The organism is Streptomyces sp. NPDC058664, from assembly GCF_042716635.1.
GTDB lineage: Bacteria > Actinomycetota > Actinomycetes > Streptomycetales > Streptomycetaceae > Streptomyces.
Map to the genome: position 1 here is coordinate 75,079 of NZ_JBHXRW010000006.1, position 16,425 is coordinate 91,503.

Genomic DNA, 16,425 nt, shown 5'->3' on the forward strand with positions numbered 1-16,425 from the left:
ATCCTCACCGCGACAACGGAGCCCACGATGAGAACACGTCGACCCAGCACCGCCACACTGGAAGACCAGCGGATCCCGCTGAGAGCCAAGCTCGCCGCGACGTGGACAGCCTTCATGTTCCTCTACGCCTACGTGGACATTCTCAACTTCTTCACGCCCGGCGTCATCAAAGACATCCTCGACGGAAAGGTCTTCGAGTTCGACCTCTCCCAGACCTTTTCGACCACGGCGCTGGCCCTCATGGCCATCCCCATCTTTATGGTCGTCCTGTCGGCGACGCTGCCCGCCCGGGCGAACCGCATCACGAACCTCATCGTGGCCTCGCTCTACGTCCCCGTCACGGCGTTCAACGTGGTGGGCGCGTCCTGGCTGTACTTCTACGGCCTTGGCATCGCACTGGAATTGATCCTTCTCGCCCTCATCGTGCGGTACGCCTGGACCTGGCCCCGTACCGTCGGCGACCACGGCGACCACGGCGACCAGCCCGGACCGTGAAACCGTTCGCGCCCAGCCACAAGCGTCGAATCCCTGCCTGCAACGACAGCACCCGGAACCGTGTGTTGATTATGCGCCAGAAAAGGTCAGCAAAAGGTCGGCATCGGTCCGAGTAGGCCTTGCCGTACGCATCTGAACCTGAGAATCCGCTCACCCCCTCCCGAGCCCAGCGGACCCCTGGCCCACGGCCGAAAGGACGGCAGTCGATCAAGGGTTCCCGCACGGCGGCCACCAGTCGAGCGCGACCGTCCCGTCCCACGTTTTCCAAGGTCAGCGCACTCGCCCGCGCGGCTTCAGCGGGGTGGCGGGGAGCTCCGGGGCGGACAGTCGGGCGCCGTCGTAGCCGTGGACCTCGCCGAACCGCGAGCCCTTCTCCCAGTCCTCGCGCGCTTGTGCGATCTCGTCACCGGATCGGCCGATGAAGTTCCACCACAACGCACCTCATTACGGCGTCTCCGCAGGTGAAAGCCACATCGGCGCGGCCGAGGTCAGCATCGTTCTCACTTCCGACCATCGCGGCGACACACGGGGCGAAAGTCAACCGGGTCCGCCTATCAGCGCCTGACGGTCTCCAAGGGCCTACCGACAGGGAACCACGCTCGTCTGCCACTGTGCTCGTCCGACGCCAGGACCCCATGATCTCGACCGTGTCAGGCGTGATCACGGCGTCCGAGCCGTTCTGGATAGCTCCGTTCACCGGTCCGAGTCCCCGCGCCTTCGGCAGGTTGGTGACCGCACTGCGTCGCGAGGGTGCCGACCCTCCGGGCCGGGGCCGGCCGTGGAAGCTGTCGTCGGAGGACCGGGTACTGCTGATCGCCGCGTGCTGACGGACGAACTTGACGATGCGGCAACTGGCCCCGCTGTTCGGGGTGTCGAAGTCGGCCGTGGACCGGGTGATCGACGACCTCGGCCCGAGGTTTGCGCTGCGTCCCCGCCAGCGGTTCGCCAAGGACACCGTGCTCATCGTGGACGGCACCCTGGTGCCCAGAAGATGAGTGCGGATTGTTCGGGACGAGTAGGCCTTGTCGGCCAGGACCACATCCGGTGTGGTCCTGGGCCGGCCGATCGACCGCGGCACCCGCAGGCGGGTCATCACCTTGGGGAACGCGGGCGCGTCACCTGCCTGGCCAGGCGTGATGACGAACGCCGGCGGGCGACAGCGGCTGTCCGCGGCGAGGCGGACCTTGGTGGTCAGTCCGCCACACGACCGTCCGAGGGCATGATCCTCCGGCTCGCTGGCCGGGGCCCCTTTTGACGGGCCCCAGGGCGTGCTGATGAGCTCGAACGATCGTGGAGTCGACCGCAACGACCCAGTCGAGGTCGGCTTCGGCGTCGGCCTGGGGAAGCAGAGCGATGAAGACCTTCTCCCAGGTGCCGTCGGCTGCCCATTTCCGCAGCCGGTTGTGAGCGCCTTCCACGAGCCGAAGTCCTCGGGCAGGTCCACCCACGGTGTCCCTGCGCGGAACTTGAACTCGATCGCGTCGATCACCTGCCGGTGATCACGCCACCGCCCGCCCCGCCGAGGTTTCCGATCCGGCAGCAACGGCTCGATCCTCGCCCACTGGGCCTCAGCCAACGACACACATCGACCAACGATCAGATGATCCGAAGGAAACGCCCACCGACGCGGTGAGCGCTGCGGCCACCCTCTGTTACCGCCCCAGCACCCCTGCGTGGCCCTGGACAGTGAAGTCGACCATACTGGCGCGCGGCATTCCAACGGGGGCGGGGCACATGAGGCGGGATGGGGGCGGCGCAATGGATCTGCCGGAGCGCGTGGGCCACTACACGGTGGAGCGGGAGCTGGGCGCGGGCGGTATGGGAACGGTGTACCTGGCACGTTCCCGGGGCGGACGCACTGTGGCCGTGAAGGTGGCCCGTGCCGAGCTGGCTGCCGATCCGCACTTCCGTGCCAGGTTCCGCGCGGAGGTCGACGCCGCCCGCAGAGTCGGCGGGTTCCACACCGCGCAGGTGGTCGACGCCGACCCCGACGCGGCCGCACCCTGGCTGGCGACCGCCTACATCGCCGGGCCGACGCTCTCGGAACTGATCGCCGACCGGGGGCCGATGGACGAGCCCGCGATCCGTCTGCTCGGTGCGGCGTTGGCGGAGGCGCTGCAGGCCATTCACGCCTGTGGTCTCGTACACCGTGATCTCAAGCCGGGCAACATCATCATGGCGGACGACGGGCCGCGGGTGCTCGACTTCGGGATTGCCCGGGCCCTGGAATCGTCCCGGCTCACCTCGACCGGAGCAGCTTTCGGCACCCCCGGATTCCTGGCCCCCGAGCAGGCGCAGGGACTCGAAGTCGGCCCGGCCGCCGATGTGTTCGCGTTGGGTGCGGTGCTTGTTGCGGCGGCGGGTGGCAGGGCGTTCGGAGACGGTACGCCGATGGGGCTGATGTATCGGGCGGTGCACGATCAGCCGGACCTGTCCGACCTCCCCCAAGGCATCCGATCGGTGGTTGCCGCCTGTATGGCCAAGGACCCGGCACAACGGCCGACCCCGACCGGGCTGCTCGACCTGTTCGTGCCCAGCACCGCCCGACAGCCGACGGCGGTGGGGCATGCGCTGACCCCGCCGGATGTGGGCGTAGGCTCCTCGCCGGCGCCGACGCCTGGGGCGGCGACCGCGCCGGGCGAGCGGGGCGTCCACAGCGCCATGACCGTTGGCGCCCTCCCGGGCACCGCGCCCCGGGCCGCTCGCGCGCAGCGCACCTCCCTTGACCAGCAGGCGGGCACCACACGCCGGCCGAGGAAGAAGTGGCGCACGAGGCTGTACGTCGCGGGAGCCGTGATCCTGCTCGGCGGTGCGGGCTACGGAGGCTACGAGTTTTCCGACGCGTCCTTCCCCGACGCCACGCACGAACTCATCGTGCCCACGACCCTGCTGGGGGGCACGTACGCACACGATGGCCATTCGTCTCTCACGCCGGACGGGCCTTCGGACGGCTTTTTCGAGAGGGACACGAGGAGTTTCAGCGTCACGTACGCCGCCACTGCCGAGGGCCGTGAGTCCGAAACGGTGCACATCTGGGGCGAGTTCGGCCGGTACAAGTTCGTGGAAGCGAAACGTGACAGCCTCATGTCTTCCTCGGAAAGGGGCGACGACAGCGTCGTCGAGCCGGCCACCACGAAACGCGTCCCGGGCGCGGACGTGGACTTCCGCTGCGAGGCGACGACCAAGCAGACCCTCTGCGCGTGGGGAGACGCCAACACCAGGGCCGTGGTGACGTTCGACGCCACCGTCACCATCGAACAGGCGGCGGCGGAGACCAGCGAGATCCGCAACGACATACGCAAGCCGATCGCCCCCGGCTCCTGACGACTCCTGCGGTGAGACCGTCCTCCTCCGCGGCCCCGACCGCGGCGCCTCAGAGTGACCACGGACGAGCCGCACGCGCCGCAGATCCGCGAGGTCCGTACGCACCTCGCGGGGCTGCCCCACCCCGACGTGATCCGAAAGAGAGACCCTGGTCCCGATCTCCGGCCGGCCAGTAGCCACTGCCGCCCCGGTCGCCGGCCTGTACGGACAGGCTGGGGCGACGTTCCTCAGCCGGGGCAGCAGGCTGAAGCCGAGCATGTGGGCGAAGACGAACCCGACGATGGAGACGCCGTGCGTGTCGGTGCACACCGTGCTCGTCCTCCTCGGGCCTCAGGACACCGACCGCTTCCAGGGCGACAGCGTCGTCGAACGCGGCCACGGGATCCTGGACGGCGAGTGCGGCGGCCGTGGCGAGCGGCGCACTGAGGCACAGCGCACACCCCACCTGCTGCCGCCGTGATGTCCGAACCTCGGACGGCGAGCAGAATTGACGTGAGGTCCCCGTCCACCGGCGAATGGCGCACTCGGCTGTGGGGGTGCGCTTGAAAGGACACCTGGTGTCATCGAATCCAACAGGGGAAGCGCAGGCTCCCGGGCCGCTCTGGTCGGAGCCGGGAACCTTGCTGGAGCACGTGGCCGTTGCCGTGCTCGGGATGGATGACGAGGACCGGATCTGCTACTGGGGACCCGGCGCGCAGAGACTCTTCGGATACAAGGCCGGGGACGTCCTTGCCAAGCCCGCCGCGACCCTGTTTCCCGCCGCCCCCGTGGACGGGACCAGTGCGGCAGAACGGCTCGCGGAACGTGGTCGCAGCCTGGGCTACTGGCGGGTAAGAATGCCTGCCCTGCACCAGGACGGAACGGTCTTCGACTGCGGATTCCGGGTCTTCCCTGTGACAGGCCGCCAAGGCCGCACCGTCATCGTCGGCCTGGCCAGCAGGGGCGACGAACTCGACCGGGTGAAGACCAACCTCTCCTTCCTCGACGCGCTCTTCGAGACGTGCCCGATCGGCCTCGTCATGCTCGACGAGGACCTGCGCTACGTCCACCTCAACCAGGCCCTCGCCGACATGGACGGAATCCCGATCGAGGACCACATCGGACGCAGCATGGAAGACTTCATGATCACGTCCGACGGAGGCGAGTACCAGCGCATGCTGCACGCCGTCGCCGACGGGGGGCAGCCCGTCGTGAGCGCGCTGGTCGTCCTTCGCACGCCGGGCCGTCCCGACCGGGACCAGGTGCGCTCGGTGAGCTTCTTCCCATTGAGCCAGGCGGGCGATACGCGGCCGGGATTGGGCGGTCTCCTCGTGGACGTGACCGATCGCGAGCAGGCCATCGTGGAAGCGACGGCCGGACGGCAGCGGCTGGCTCTGCTGGACCGAGCCGCGGCCCGGATCGGCACCACACTGGACGTGGACGTCACCGCCCGTGAGCTGGTCGAAGCGGCCGTTCCGGAGTTCGCCGACGCCTCCGTCGTGGAAGTCGTGGAGTGGATGGACGAACCCGAGGTGTTCGACCCGGACCTCCCCCTGGTCACGCGACGGATCGCATCCGGCACCAGCCTGCCGCCTCCGGCCCCCGAACTCGTCGGCGGACTGGAACGTGTGACCTATCCCCCGGGATCCACGATCCACGAGACACTGAGAACGGGCCTGCCCGTCTGTGTCCCCGTGAACGATGAGTTCATGACACGGACCGTCATCCACCAGGCCCGTGCCCAGCTGCTGATCGACAGCGGCCTGACCTGCCTCCTCATCGCTCCCCTCATCGCCCGGGGCACCGTCCAGGGAATCACCATGTTCGGCCGCTCCGCCGCCCGCCCGGTCTTCACCGAGCAGGACCTCAGCCTGGCCGGCGAACTCGCCTCGCGCGCCGCCCTGTGTCTGGACAACGCCCGCCTCTACAGCCAGGTCCAGGAGATCGCGCTCACCCTCCAGCGCGCGCTGCTCCCCACCAACCTGGCGACCAGCCCGTCCCTGCGCATCGCTCACCGCTACCTCCCCGGCAGCCACCTCACGGAGGTCGGGGGCGACTGGTACGACGTGATCGACCTGCCGGGCGGCCAGGTGGCCCTCGTGGTCGGCGACGTCATGGGACATGGCGTGCCGGCGGCCGCGGCGATGGGCCGGCTACGGATCACCGCCAAGGCACTGGCCCGCCAGAACCTGGAACCCGACGACCTCCTCAGGGAACTCGACGCCTGCGTCCAGGAAGCGGGCATCGAGCTGGCGACCTGCCTCTACATCCACTACGACCCCGCGACGGGCCGCGCCCACATCGCGAACGCCGGCCATCCCCCGCCCCTCGTACGCGCACCGAACGGCTCGGTGAAGATCATCGACAACGTGCCGGGGGTTCCCCTCGGTGTCGGCGGCTTCCCCTTCGGCACGCACGAGATCGCACTCCAGGAGGGAGACATCCTGGCCCTCTACACCGATGGCCTCATCGAGTCCCGTGGCAAGGACATCGACGCGGGCATCGGAGCACTCCGCACCCAACTGGCGGGCTTTGCCGGTACGTTGGAAGAGACGGCGGACAGCATCCTCACGCACCTGCTGCCGGCCGGCCCGACCGACGACACCGTGCTCCTCCTCGCCCAGGTCACTGGGCGTCGCCATCCGTCGGCCTCGACACCGACGGACGGTGACGCCTGAGTCCGGGGCGGGTCGAAGACGCGTGGGACGCGTCGGCCTTCGGCCCCCGAGCACCGGGCACCGGGCACCGGGCTTGGCGGTTCCAGAAGCTCTGCCTCGCCATCTGGTGGCTGGAGGGGGTGTCGTTGCGGTGGTCCAGCATGGGGCAGATCAGCATCTGCGCCGCGATGGCGGGGCCTTCTCGGTCGCGGGCGAGCAGGGCGACCGCTGCCGCCAGTCCGCCGCCGGCGCACGCTCCGCACAGGAGGACCCGCCCGGAGTCGGTGCCGAGTTCCGCCGCGTGGGTCGCGGTCCACTCCAGGCCGGCGAAGCAGTCGTCCACCGCTGCCGGATAGGGGCGCTCGGGTGCGAACCGGTATTCAAAAGGACACCACCGCCAGTCCGGCCTCATGGGCGATGTCAAGTACGGGTCTCAGGGACGATTGATTGCTCCCGGCGATCAGTCCCCCGCCGTGGATGAAACACCGGAGGGGCCGCAGCGGTCCCGGGGCCGGGTGGGGCGGGCGATGAGCAGGGGGTCGGGGGCGCCTTCGGGGCCGGGGAGGTGGCGTTCCTCGATGTCGAAGGCGCCGTCGCGGCGCAGTTCCTCGTCGTCGGGCTCCATGACGGAGAGTCTCTGTGAAGTGCGCCGATCGTCTCGGGCGTGATGGTCGTCGGCCGCTGCGACACGGGCGTCTGTGCCAGTAGCGCCGCCAGTTCCGCGTCCATGGGCAGGGTGGACAAGGAAGCGACGGTGTCATGAGCTCTGCCTTTCCGCTCCAGGCACGAGGCGGGTACGGGTGGACAGTGCTCCCATGCAGACGGTGAGGATGAGGAGCGCGGCGATGAGGAGACGCCGGCGAGGGCGAGCATGCCGGGTGCGAGCGAGCCGGAGCGATCGAGAACCCACGGCGCGACGCAAGCGACGGTGATGCCGTGCCGAGCCCCTGCGGCCCCTGGCACAACGCGCCCCGGACACCCAACCTGACGTCACGGAACGTCACTACCGAGAAGTGGATGGGGCAGGGGTAGTCAACAGCTCGGCAGCCAGTGCCCCAGCCACTTCAGGACGCCTCCGACCACACAGCTGGGGGCTCCACCGGCGGTCACCGATCGGGCATGCCGATCCATCCAGAAACTCCACCGCCCGTGCCGTCAGATGTGCGTCAGATATCGCACCTAACGCGGTTCTGGCACAGATCTTGGGAGCCGTCACGGAGAGTTGCCTCGATGTTCGATTGCGAGGGACCGGCTCGCGCGAGACGGCGTACGCCTTGGAGTCCGACAGCTGGAAGTGACGCTCCCTCAGGTCACTGCTGGCCGCTGCTGTCTCGGGTGCGAAATGAGCGTCAGACATGTGAGGCAACCAAGGGCTCGCAGAGAATCAGGGTGTCGCTTCCCGCAGTTCGGCTCGCTGGTGCGGTATGCGCATATCTGACGAGGTCTGTGGTCAACGTGCGGTGAGGTTCCAGGTGTTGTTCCCACACCTGGCCGAGCGGCAGCGTCGGCTGCTGATGGGGGCCGAGGCCAGGATCCTGGGCCGCGGCGGGATCCGGGCGGTCGCCCGGGCGGCCGAGGTCAGCGAGACCACCGTCCGCAAGGGAGTGGCCGAGTGGGAGGCGGGGGCGGAACCGCTGGGCCGGGTCCGCCGTCCCGGTGGCGGGCGTAAGCGGGCGGCTGAGGTGGATCCAGGTCTGCGGCCCGCGCTGTGGGTGGTGGTCGAGCCGGACATGCGAGGGGATCCGATGTCGCCGCTGCGATGGACGACGAAGTCCACCCGCAGGCTCGCCGGCGAGCTCACCAGGCAGGGCCACCGCGTTTCGGCGGATACCGTCGCCGACCTGCTACGGGAGGAAGGGTTCGGTCTCCGGGCCAATGCCAAGAATCTCGAGGGAGCTCAGCATCCCGACCGGGATGCCCAGTTTTGCCACATCAACGACCGGGCCAAGGACCACATGGGCGCCGGCGACCCGGTGATCAGCGTCGATACCAAGAAGAAGGAGCTGGTCGGGCAGTACAAGAACGGGGCCGCGAGTGGCATCCGAAAGGACTGCCGGCCCAGGTCAGTACCCATGACGTCCTGGTCCGCCAGGGACCGGGCAAGGCGAGCCCGTACGGGATCTACGACGTCGCCGCGAACACCGGATGGGACAGTGTCGGCACCGATCACGACACGGCCGCGTTCGCCGTCGCCTCGATCCGGCGCTGGTGGCAGGCCCGTGGAAGCCACGACTACCCGCAGGCCGCCCGGCTGCTGATCACCGCGGACGCGGGCGGCTCCAACGGATACCGCACCCGCGCCTGGAAGACCGAACTCGCCGCCCTGGCCGCCGAGACCGGCCTGGAGATCACGGTCTGCCATATGCCGCCGGGCACCTCGAAGTAGAACAAGATCGAGCACCGGCTGTTCTCCCGTAGGTGCTCCAGGACTCGCTCCAGGGTCGCCTCCGAGAGGCATGAAGCCCGTTGCGACCAGTGATCAAGCCACTCCTCGCCCGCCATCATGCCTGGTCATCCGCCTTCCGCTCCTACGGAGTTCCATCAGACTCCGCACACGCCGCCTTCGGCGGCCACAAGCAGTCGGGCATCAGGCGGGAGACCCACAAGACGGTGCTGGAGCACTACCAGCGAACGAAGATCTGCTGGTCAGCTACCGCCGAAGCGAGGCGAGTTCTTCTGACCGCTTTCGGCGAGACGCACCAGAAGAAGCTGCGCGAGACGACCGAGATCGCGAGCTGCGAGGTGTCGCCGAAGTGGATGCCGATGATGCCGCCGCACGGCCCCTACGGCCACGGCAGCGGAACGGGGCCGGTCCCAGGCTGACGAGGAAGCACAGGTTGACTGGGTCCATCGCGGTTCGCCGCCGGTCACACCGGCGGCGAGCAGGGCGCCACCGGCGACGCCCAGGGCGGACAGCGGGAGGTCCTCGCACAAGACCTGCACGCGGCACGACCGTCCCGCCGGCCCATGAGCGGCGCAGGCTACGGCGCCGGGAGACGCATCCCCCGCGCCCCACTCCCCCGTGTGCGCGGCTACTCGGGAAATCGTCCCACTCGAACCAGCCTCCGCGGACGGCCGACCGCCCCACGGGCAGGAGCGCCACGCATGGGGGATCGCAACCTACGACCGACCGACCTTGGCGCATCCATCGGAGCCCGGTCTGTCGCAGATGTCGGAGTTCAACGCTGCGTAGTCAGCACCAACTCAGCACGGGAGAGGTCGGCAGGGGCGCTGACATGGGACTTCAGTCAGCACCGAACCAGCACGGGAGTCAGCAGCGCACCACCAAAACGTGCCCGATCAGCGCACCCCGGACAGCCCCTCTCCCGTCCCTCTGGGGCCGTCGCCAGGGTCGCAACAGCAGGCCATGGAGGCCGGACGCACACGTCCCGCCAGAACTATGGTGTCCCACCACATACGCCCCTGACCTGCACCTTCCTACGGTGTGGCGACACCGAAACGTCCCCGTACCTGCCTGGAAGTGGTGCACATGGCCGCCGCAACACCCTCCCCGACGCCACCCAACTCCCTCAAGAGAATCGTCGCCGCCAGTCTCATCGGCACGACCATCGAGTGGTACGACTTCTTCCTGTACGGGTCCGCCGCGGCGCTCGTGTTCAACAAGCTGTTCTTCCCCGAGTCCGATCCTCTGGTCGGGACCCTGCTGTCCTTCCTGACGTACGCGGTCGGGTTCGCCGCGCGGCCTCTCGGGGCGCTGGTGTTCGGGCACTACGGGGACCGGCTCGGGCGGAAGAAGCTGCTGGTGCTCAGCCTGCTGCTGATGGGTGGGGCGACGTTCGCCATCGGGCTGCTGCCGACGCACGCGACCATCGGCTCCGCCGCTCCGGTGCTGTTGACCGTGCTGCGACTCGTGCAGGGCTTCGCGCTCGGTGGCGAGTGGGGCGGGGCCGTGCTGCTCGTGTCCGAGCACGGGGACGCCAAGCGGCGCGGGTTCTGGGCCTCGTGGCCGCAGACCGGTGCGCCGGCCGGGCAGTTGCTCGCCACCGGTGTGCTCTCCGCGCTGACCGCGCTGCTCTCGGACGCCGCCTTCACCTCCTGGGGCTGGCGCGTTCCCTTCCTGCTCTCCGGCGTCCTGGTGATCGTCGGCCTCTGGATCCGGCTCTCCGTCGACGAGTCGCCCGTCTTCAAGGCGGCCCTCGCCGCCGCCGAGGAGCGCAAGGCGGTCGCCGGGCAGGTCGAGAAGATGCCGCTGGTCGCCGTCCTGAAGCATCACTGGCGGGACGTGCTGATCGCGATGGGCGCCCGCATGGCGGAGAACATCTCGTACTACGTGATCACCGCGTTCATCCTCGTGTACGCCACCACCGAGGTCGACCTCTCCAAGCAGACCGCCCTGAACGCCGTCCTCATCGGTTCCGCCGTCCACTTCGCGGTGATCCCGCTCTGGGGCGCGCTCTCCGACCGGATCGGCCGGCGGCCCGTCTACCTGATCGGCGCGGTCGGCGTCGGGGCCTGGATGTTCCCGTTCTTCGCCCTCATCGACCGGGGCTCCTTCGGCAGCCTGCTGCTCGCGGTGACCGTCGGCCTGGTCCTGCACGGGGCGATGTACGCGCCGCAGGCCGCCTTCTTCTCCGAGATGTTCGCGACCCGGATGCGCTACTCCGGTGCCTCCATCGGCGCCCAGTTCTCCTCGGTGGCCGCCGGCGCGCCCGCCCCGCTCATCGCGACCGCGCTCCTGGCGGACCACGGCAACTCGACGCCCATCGCCCTGTACGTGATCGCGGCCGCGCTGCTCACCGTCGTCGCCATCGGCTGTGCCCGCGAGACCCGCGACCGCGACCTCGGGGAGATCGAGGAGCGGACCCCCTCGGACTCCCGCGTCCGCGCCGACGTCTGATCCGCCGACCCGACCGGATCCGACCAGGCCCGACGCGAGAGCCCGGTGCCCGCTCACGAGGAGCGGGCACCGGGCTCTCCCGCGCCCTACGTGCCGGTGACCGCGTCCGAGAGCGCGTGCAGGCGCAGCGCCAGCTGGATCTCCAGGGCGCGGGACGGAGACTGCCAGTCGGGGCCGAGGAGCCGGCCGACCCGTTCAAGCCGCTGGGCCACCGTGTTGACGTGGACGTGGAGTTCGTCCTTGGTACGGGCCGGGCTCATGCCGCTCGCGAAGTAGGCGTCCAGGGTACGGATCAGGTCGGTGCCCCGGCGCCGGTCGTAGGCGACGACCTGGCCGATCGTCCGGTCGACGAAGCCGTCGACGTCCCGGCCGTCGGCGAGGAGGAGGCCGAGGAAGCCGAGGTCCTCGGCGGCCGCGCCCTGGCCCGAGCGGTGCAGCAGGACGAGCGCGTCGAGGCAGCGGCGGGCCTCCTCGTACGCGACGGCCACCTGGTCCGGCCGGTCGAGGGGCGCCCGTACGGAGGCGGAGGCGCCCACGGTGACCGGTTCGCGCAGGGTGCCGCCGAGGCTTCTCGCGGTCTGTCTGGCCAGGTCGGTGGCGCTCTCGCCCGGGCCGAGCGGCAGCAGCAGGACCGTACCTCCGTCGCGTGCCGAGGCGAGTCCGTGGCGGGTGGCGGCCAGGTGGGTGGCGGCCGACCAGAGACGCTGGCGGTCGGCGCTCTCACGGCCGCCCGCGTCGGTGTCGGCCACCCCGCCGGCCCGGTCGATGCGGGCCGCGAGCACGACGTGCGGGGCCTCGCTGTCGGCACGGAGCCGCTCCGCGCGCTCCCGCAGCAGTCGGCGGTCCCGGTCGGGGGCGTCGAGGAGGTCGTCGAGGAGTTCGCCGCGCACCCGTTGCTCGGCCTCCCCGGCCGAACGGCGGGCGAGCAGCAACAGGGAGGTGACCAGGGCGGCGCGCTCCAGGGTGCGCTGGTCGACCGGGTCGAGGTCGGGCTGGCCGTGGAGCACCAGGGCACCCAGGGTCTCGCCTCCCGCGGAGACGGCGGCGACCCAGTCGTCGCCCTCGCGCACCGCGTGGCCCCCGGCCCGGCGGGCGGCCCCGGCGCCCTCTTCGGTGAACTCGACCGTGCCGCCGAGGACTTCGGAGACGGCACGGGCCACGTCGTGGACGCCGCCGCCGTGCAGGACGAGTTCGGAGAGCCGGTCGTGGACCTCGGAGGCCCGTTCGATGACGCCGCTGTGCTCGCGGATGATGTCGTTGGCGCGTTCCAGCTCGGCGAGGGCGGAGCGGGTCTCGGCGAGGAGGTTGGCGGTGTCGATGGCGACGGCGGCGTGCGCGGCGAGGGAGCCGAGCAGCGCGACCTGTTCGCGTTCGAAGACCCTGGCCCTGCGGTCGGCGGCGAACAGGACGCCGATGACCTGGCTGCCGAGGCTGAGCGGGACGCCCAGGATGGCGACGAGGCCCTCGTCCCGTACGGCCGCGTCGATGGTCCGGGTGTGCTGGAAGCGCGGGTCCTCGAAGTAGTCGTCGGTGACGTACGGGCGGGCCGTCTGGGCGACGAGGCCGCCGAGCCCCTCCCCCATGCCCAGTCTGACCTGCTGGAAGCGCGCGGAGACCGAGCCCTCGGTGACCCGCATGTACGTGTCCCCGGCGGCCGGGTCGTTGAGGCTCAGATAGGCGACCTCGGTGCCGAGGAGGGAGCGGGCGCGCTGGACGATGGCCCGCAGCACCGCGTCGAGGTCGCGGAGTCCCGCGAGGTCGTGGGCGGTGGCGAAGAGCGCGGACAGCTCCGCCTCGCGGCGGCGCCGTCCCTCCAGCTCGGCCCGGACCCGCAGGGCGAGCTGCTTGGCCTCTTCGAGCTCGGCCAGCGCCTCGGGGCCCGCGCCGCTCGCACGGGCGAGCAGCACGGGCCGGTCGTAGGCCTCCGTGGCTGCTCCCCGGGCGAGGAGTTCCAGGTAGGAGACGTGTTCGTGGGACATGGACACAGGGATACCTGCCGAACGTGTGGTCGCACCACCCCTGTGGACAAGCTTCACAGGGACATCCCTCAGTGGGCGGTCCAACCGCCGTCGAGGGTGAGGGAGGTGCCGGTGATGAACGAGGCGTGGGGGGTGCAGAGATAGAGGACGGCCTCGGCGACCTCCTCCGGTTCGATGAGCCGCTTGAGCGCCGAGTCCTTCAGGAGGACCTCGGAGAGGACCCGCTCCGGGGGGATGCCATGGGCCGCTGCCTGGTCCGCGATCTGCCGTTCGACGAGCGGGGTGCGGACATAGCCGGGGTTGACGCAGTTGGAGGTGACCCCGTGCGGGGCGCCTTCGAGGGCGGCGGTCTTGGAGAGGCCCTCCAGGCCGTGCTTGGCGGCCACGTACGCGGACTTGAAGGCGGAGGCGCGCAGCCCGTGGACGGAGGAGAGGTTGACGATCCGTCCCCAGCCCTGGGCGTACATGTGGGGCAGGGCGCCCCGGATGAGCCGGAAGGGTGCCTCCAGCATCACCGTGAGGACGGTGTGGAAGACGTCCGGCGGGAACTCCTCGATGGGGCGGACGAGCTGGAGTCCGGCGTTGTTGACGAGGATGTCGGCGCCCGCGGCGGCGGCCTCGGCGGCGGCCAGATCCGTGAGGTCGAGGAGCCGGGGTTCGAGGCTTCCGGGGAGCGCGGCGGCCTCTTCGGCCAGGGTCTCCAGGCCGTCGGCGGCCCGGTCGACGGCTCTGACCCTGGCCCCTGCGGCGGCGAGCCGCAGCGCGCAGGCGCGCCCGATGCCGCCGGCCGCGCCGGTGACGAGCGCGGTGCGGCCGGTGAGGTCGAGGAGGACGGCACGGGGCAGGGGTGCGGTGGAGACGGAACCGGTACCCGACGCGGCACCGTGGGCGGTGATGGGGGCGCTCATGTTCCGCACCCTATGAAGGGCTCTCTCCCCCACCGATGTGTGTCGGGACCATAGTTCAGCTGGATGCTGTGGTGCGGAACCATGTGGGTTCGTCGGCCAGGGCCTTCTCGATCCGCAGGTACGAGAAGCGCTTCATCTCCGGCAGGTCGTCCACGTCGAACCAGCGGACATCGGTGGACTCGTCGTCGTTGACCCGCGCCTCACCACCCACCGCGCGGCAGCGGAAGGTCACGTCCATGAACTGGCACTCGTCGCCGTTCGGGTAGACGACCGGCTTGCGGAGGGTCTCGACGAGAACGACCCGCTCGACCTCGCAGCGCACCGCGGTCTCCTCGTACACCTCGCGCACCGCGCAGTCGGCGGGCTGCTCGCCGGGCTCGACGATGCCACCGATGATCGCCCACCGTCCGTTGTCGGCGCGCCGGCCGAGCAGCACCCTGCCGTGGTCGTCGAAGACGACGGCGCTCACCCCGGGGAGGAAGAGGAGCTGGTGGCCGGCCTTCTCGCGCAGGGACCGGATGAAGTCAGGGGTAGCCATGGATCCGACCCTAGATCATCGGCGGATCGGATCATCCGTGGATCGGACCGGATCGTTCCGGCAGCGGGCCGCGGAGACGCCTCACGCGGTCCTGCGGGCACGGCGGGCCCGTACGGAGCGGAGCGCCGCCCAGCCGAGACCGGCCGCCCCGAGCGCCGTGAGCAGGGCCTCGGGCAGGGTGCCCATCCGGGTCGCCGGAGTCAGCGAGGAGCGCAGCGGCACCTTCTCGACCAGGACGTCCGGGGTGAACATCCTCGTCTGCGCGACGACCTCGCCGTCGGGGTGGATGATCGCGCTGACCCCGCTGGTGACGGGCACGACGACGGACCGGCTGTGCTCGACGGCACGCACCCGGGACATCGCGAGCTGCTGGTAGGTCATCTCGCTGCGGCCGAAGGTGGCGTTGTTGCTGGGGACGGAGATGAGCTGGGCGCCATGGGTGACGGTGTCGCGCACGGCCCAGTCGAAGGCCGCCTCGTAGCAGGTGGCGAGGCCCACCTCGGTGCCCGCCAGGTCGAAGACGCCGACCTTCGTACCGGCACCGAAGTCCCGGCTCACCCGGTCCACGTTGCTGTTGAAGACGCGGACGACGGACCGCATCGGGATGTACTCGCCGAACGGCTGGACGTGCCGCTTGTCGTACGTGGCGACCGGACCGCGCTCCGGGTCCCACTCGATGAGGGTGTTGCGGAGCTTGCCGGTCTCGGGGGTGACGACCGCGCCGATCACGGTCGGTACGCCGATCGCCCTGACCGCTCCGTCGATGACGTCGGCGGCGTCGGCGTTCGCGTACGGGTCGATGTCCGAGGAGTTCTCGGGCCAGAGGACGAAGTCGGGCTGCGGCGCGCGGCCGGCCCGGACGTCGGCGGCGAGTTCGTGGGTGCGGGCGACGTGGTTGTCGAGCACGGCCCGGCGCTGGGCGTTGAAGTCGAGGCCGAGGCGGGGCACGTTGCCCTGGACCGCGGCGACGGTGGCGGTGCCGTCCTCGGCGGAGTCGTCGACGAGCGGCAGGGCCGCGAGGGCGCCGGTGACCGGGACGAGCACGGAGAGCGCGGCGGCGGCGAGCGGGCCGCGGGGGACGGCGCCGGTGGCGCGGTAGGCGCGGACCTGCCGGTACGTCTCGTACAGGCCGAAACCGCAGAGGGCGACGGCGAAGCCGAGCACCGGCGTACCGCCGACCGCGGCGAGCGGCAGGAAGACACCGTCCGCCTGCCCGAAGGCGATCTTGCCCCAGGGGAAGCCGCCGAAGGGCACGCGCGCGCGTGCCCCTTCCGCGATGATCCACACCGCGGCGGCGAGGACCGGCCACCACGGGAGCCGGGAGACGGCCGCGATGCCGAGGCCCGCGGCGGCCACGAACAGCGCCTCGACGGCGGCGAGGGCGAGCCACGGGCCGGCGCCGACCTCCTCGCCGGTCCAGACGAGGAGGGGAAGCAGGAAGCCGAGCCCGGCGAGGTAGCCGAGGCCGAAGCCGGCCCGGAGGCGGCGGCCTCGCAGGGCCCAGCCGAGCAGGGCGAAGGCGGGCAGCGCGAGCCACCACAGGGGCCGTGGCGGGAAGCTCAGGTAGAGCAGGAACCCGGACAGCAGAGCCGCCCCGGGCCGCACGAACCGCCGCAGCCGGGAACCCGGCGTGGGTGCGGTGTCGGTTCCGGACGGGTCGACGGGGGTGATGGTGGCGCTCACCTTG

General features: G+C 70.5%; 12 protein-coding genes and 5 pseudogenes. 8 read left to right on the top strand and 9 right to left on the bottom strand.

What is annotated here, in order from left to right; all coding sequences use genetic code 11:
- Nucleotides 1-27 precede the first annotated feature (27 nt).
- On the top strand, nucleotides 28-495 hold the full coding sequence (locus ACFWUY_RS07180) for a DUF6326 family protein (RefSeq protein ID WP_384102965.1): 468 nt from the start codon (nucleotides 28-30) through the stop codon (nucleotides 493-495).
- Nucleotides 496-765: 270 nt separating this feature from the next.
- On the opposite strand, the pseudogene ACFWUY_RS07185 reads toward ACFWUY_RS07180, so the two are convergent.
- A pseudogene (locus tag ACFWUY_RS07185) lies at nucleotides 766-930 on the bottom strand (pirin family protein); the annotation flags it as partial.
- Between the two features lie 212 nt (nucleotides 931-1,142).
- Between ACFWUY_RS07185 and ACFWUY_RS07190 the strand changes: the two are divergent.
- Nucleotides 1,143-1,487: pseudogene (locus ACFWUY_RS07190) on the top strand (transposase family protein); the annotation flags it as partial.
- On the opposite strand, the pseudogene ACFWUY_RS07195 reads toward ACFWUY_RS07190, so the two are convergent.
- Nucleotides 1,484-2,077: pseudogene (locus ACFWUY_RS07195) on the bottom strand (IS5 family transposase); the annotation flags it as partial. The pseudogenes ACFWUY_RS07190 and ACFWUY_RS07195 overlap by 4 nt on opposite strands.
- Before the next feature lie 176 nt (nucleotides 2,078-2,253).
- On the opposite strand from ACFWUY_RS07195, the gene ACFWUY_RS07200 reads away from it, so the two are divergent.
- Nucleotides 2,254-3,819, top strand: a complete 1,566-nt coding sequence (locus tag ACFWUY_RS07200) for a serine/threonine-protein kinase (protein ID WP_384102967.1) — start codon at nucleotides 2,254-2,256, stop codon at nucleotides 3,817-3,819.
- Nucleotides 3,820-4,023: 204 nt separating this feature from the next.
- On the opposite strand, the pseudogene ACFWUY_RS07205 reads toward ACFWUY_RS07200, so the two are convergent.
- Nucleotides 4,024-4,077 (bottom strand): annotated as a pseudogene (locus ACFWUY_RS07205) (hypothetical protein); the annotation flags it as partial.
- On the opposite strand from ACFWUY_RS07205, the gene ACFWUY_RS07210 reads away from it, so the two are divergent.
- Nucleotides 4,076-4,279: a hypothetical protein gene (locus ACFWUY_RS07210; protein ID WP_384102969.1), complete on the top strand. Its 204-nt coding sequence runs from the start codon at nucleotides 4,076-4,078 to the stop codon at nucleotides 4,277-4,279. The pseudogene ACFWUY_RS07205 and the gene ACFWUY_RS07210 overlap by 2 nt on opposite strands.
- Nucleotides 4,280-4,334: 55 nt before the next feature.
- Nucleotides 4,335-6,476 (top strand): SpoIIE family protein phosphatase, encoded by a 2,142-nt coding sequence (locus tag ACFWUY_RS07215; protein ID WP_384102971.1) that lies wholly within the window; start codon nucleotides 4,335-4,337, stop codon nucleotides 6,474-6,476.
- Here the strand turns inward: ACFWUY_RS07215 and ACFWUY_RS07220 are convergent.
- Entirely contained in the window at nucleotides 6,424-6,867 is a 444-nt protein-coding gene (locus tag ACFWUY_RS07220) for an alpha/beta hydrolase fold domain-containing protein (protein WP_384102973.1), read from the bottom strand. The genes ACFWUY_RS07215 and ACFWUY_RS07220 overlap by 53 nt on opposite strands.
- Nucleotides 6,868-6,915: 48 nt before the next feature.
- Entirely contained in the window at nucleotides 6,916-7,080 is a 165-nt protein-coding gene (locus tag ACFWUY_RS07225) for a hypothetical protein (protein ID WP_384102975.1), read from the bottom strand.
- A gap of 799 nt (nucleotides 7,081-7,879) precedes the next feature.
- Here ACFWUY_RS07225 and ACFWUY_RS07230 point away from each other — a divergent pair.
- From ACFWUY_RS07230 to ACFWUY_RS07240, 3 genes and pseudogenes are all read left to right on the top strand, one after another.
- Nucleotides 7,880-8,838: pseudogene (locus ACFWUY_RS07230) on the top strand (ISAzo13 family transposase); the annotation flags it as partial.
- Between the two features lie 92 nt (nucleotides 8,839-8,930).
- The gene (locus ACFWUY_RS07235; protein ID WP_384103341.1) at nucleotides 8,931-9,278 is read left to right on the top strand and encodes a hypothetical protein; all 348 of its coding nucleotides are present in this window, start codon (nucleotides 8,931-8,933) and stop codon (nucleotides 9,276-9,278) included.
- A gap of 667 nt (nucleotides 9,279-9,945) precedes the next feature.
- Nucleotides 9,946-11,313, top strand: a complete 1,368-nt coding sequence (locus ACFWUY_RS07240) for an MFS transporter (protein WP_384102977.1) — start codon at nucleotides 9,946-9,948, stop codon at nucleotides 11,311-11,313.
- An 86-nt stretch (nucleotides 11,314-11,399) separates the two neighbouring features.
- Here ACFWUY_RS07240 and ACFWUY_RS07245 read toward each other — a convergent pair whose 3' ends face one another.
- The 4 genes from ACFWUY_RS07245 to lnt form a co-directional block, all read right to left on the bottom strand.
- Nucleotides 11,400-13,292: a helix-turn-helix domain-containing protein gene (locus ACFWUY_RS07245; RefSeq protein ID WP_384102979.1), complete on the bottom strand. Its 1,893-nt coding sequence runs from the start codon at nucleotides 13,290-13,292 to the stop codon at nucleotides 11,400-11,402.
- 68 nt (nucleotides 13,293-13,360) lie between these two features.
- Nucleotides 13,361-14,200: a 3-hydroxybutyrate dehydrogenase gene (locus ACFWUY_RS07250; RefSeq protein WP_384102981.1), complete on the bottom strand. Its 840-nt coding sequence runs from the start codon at nucleotides 14,198-14,200 to the stop codon at nucleotides 13,361-13,363.
- 55 nt (nucleotides 14,201-14,255) lie between these two features.
- On the bottom strand, nucleotides 14,256-14,738 hold the full coding sequence (locus ACFWUY_RS07255; RefSeq protein WP_384102983.1) for an NUDIX domain-containing protein: 483 nt from the start codon (nucleotides 14,736-14,738) through the stop codon (nucleotides 14,256-14,258).
- A gap of 81 nt (nucleotides 14,739-14,819) precedes the next feature.
- Nucleotides 14,820-16,421 carry an apolipoprotein N-acyltransferase gene (gene lnt, locus ACFWUY_RS07260; RefSeq protein WP_384102985.1) on the bottom strand — a complete coding sequence of 534 codons (1,602 nt, stop codon included), beginning with the start codon at nucleotides 16,419-16,421 and terminating at the stop codon, nucleotides 14,820-14,822.
- Nucleotides 16,422-16,425 lie beyond the last annotated feature (4 nt).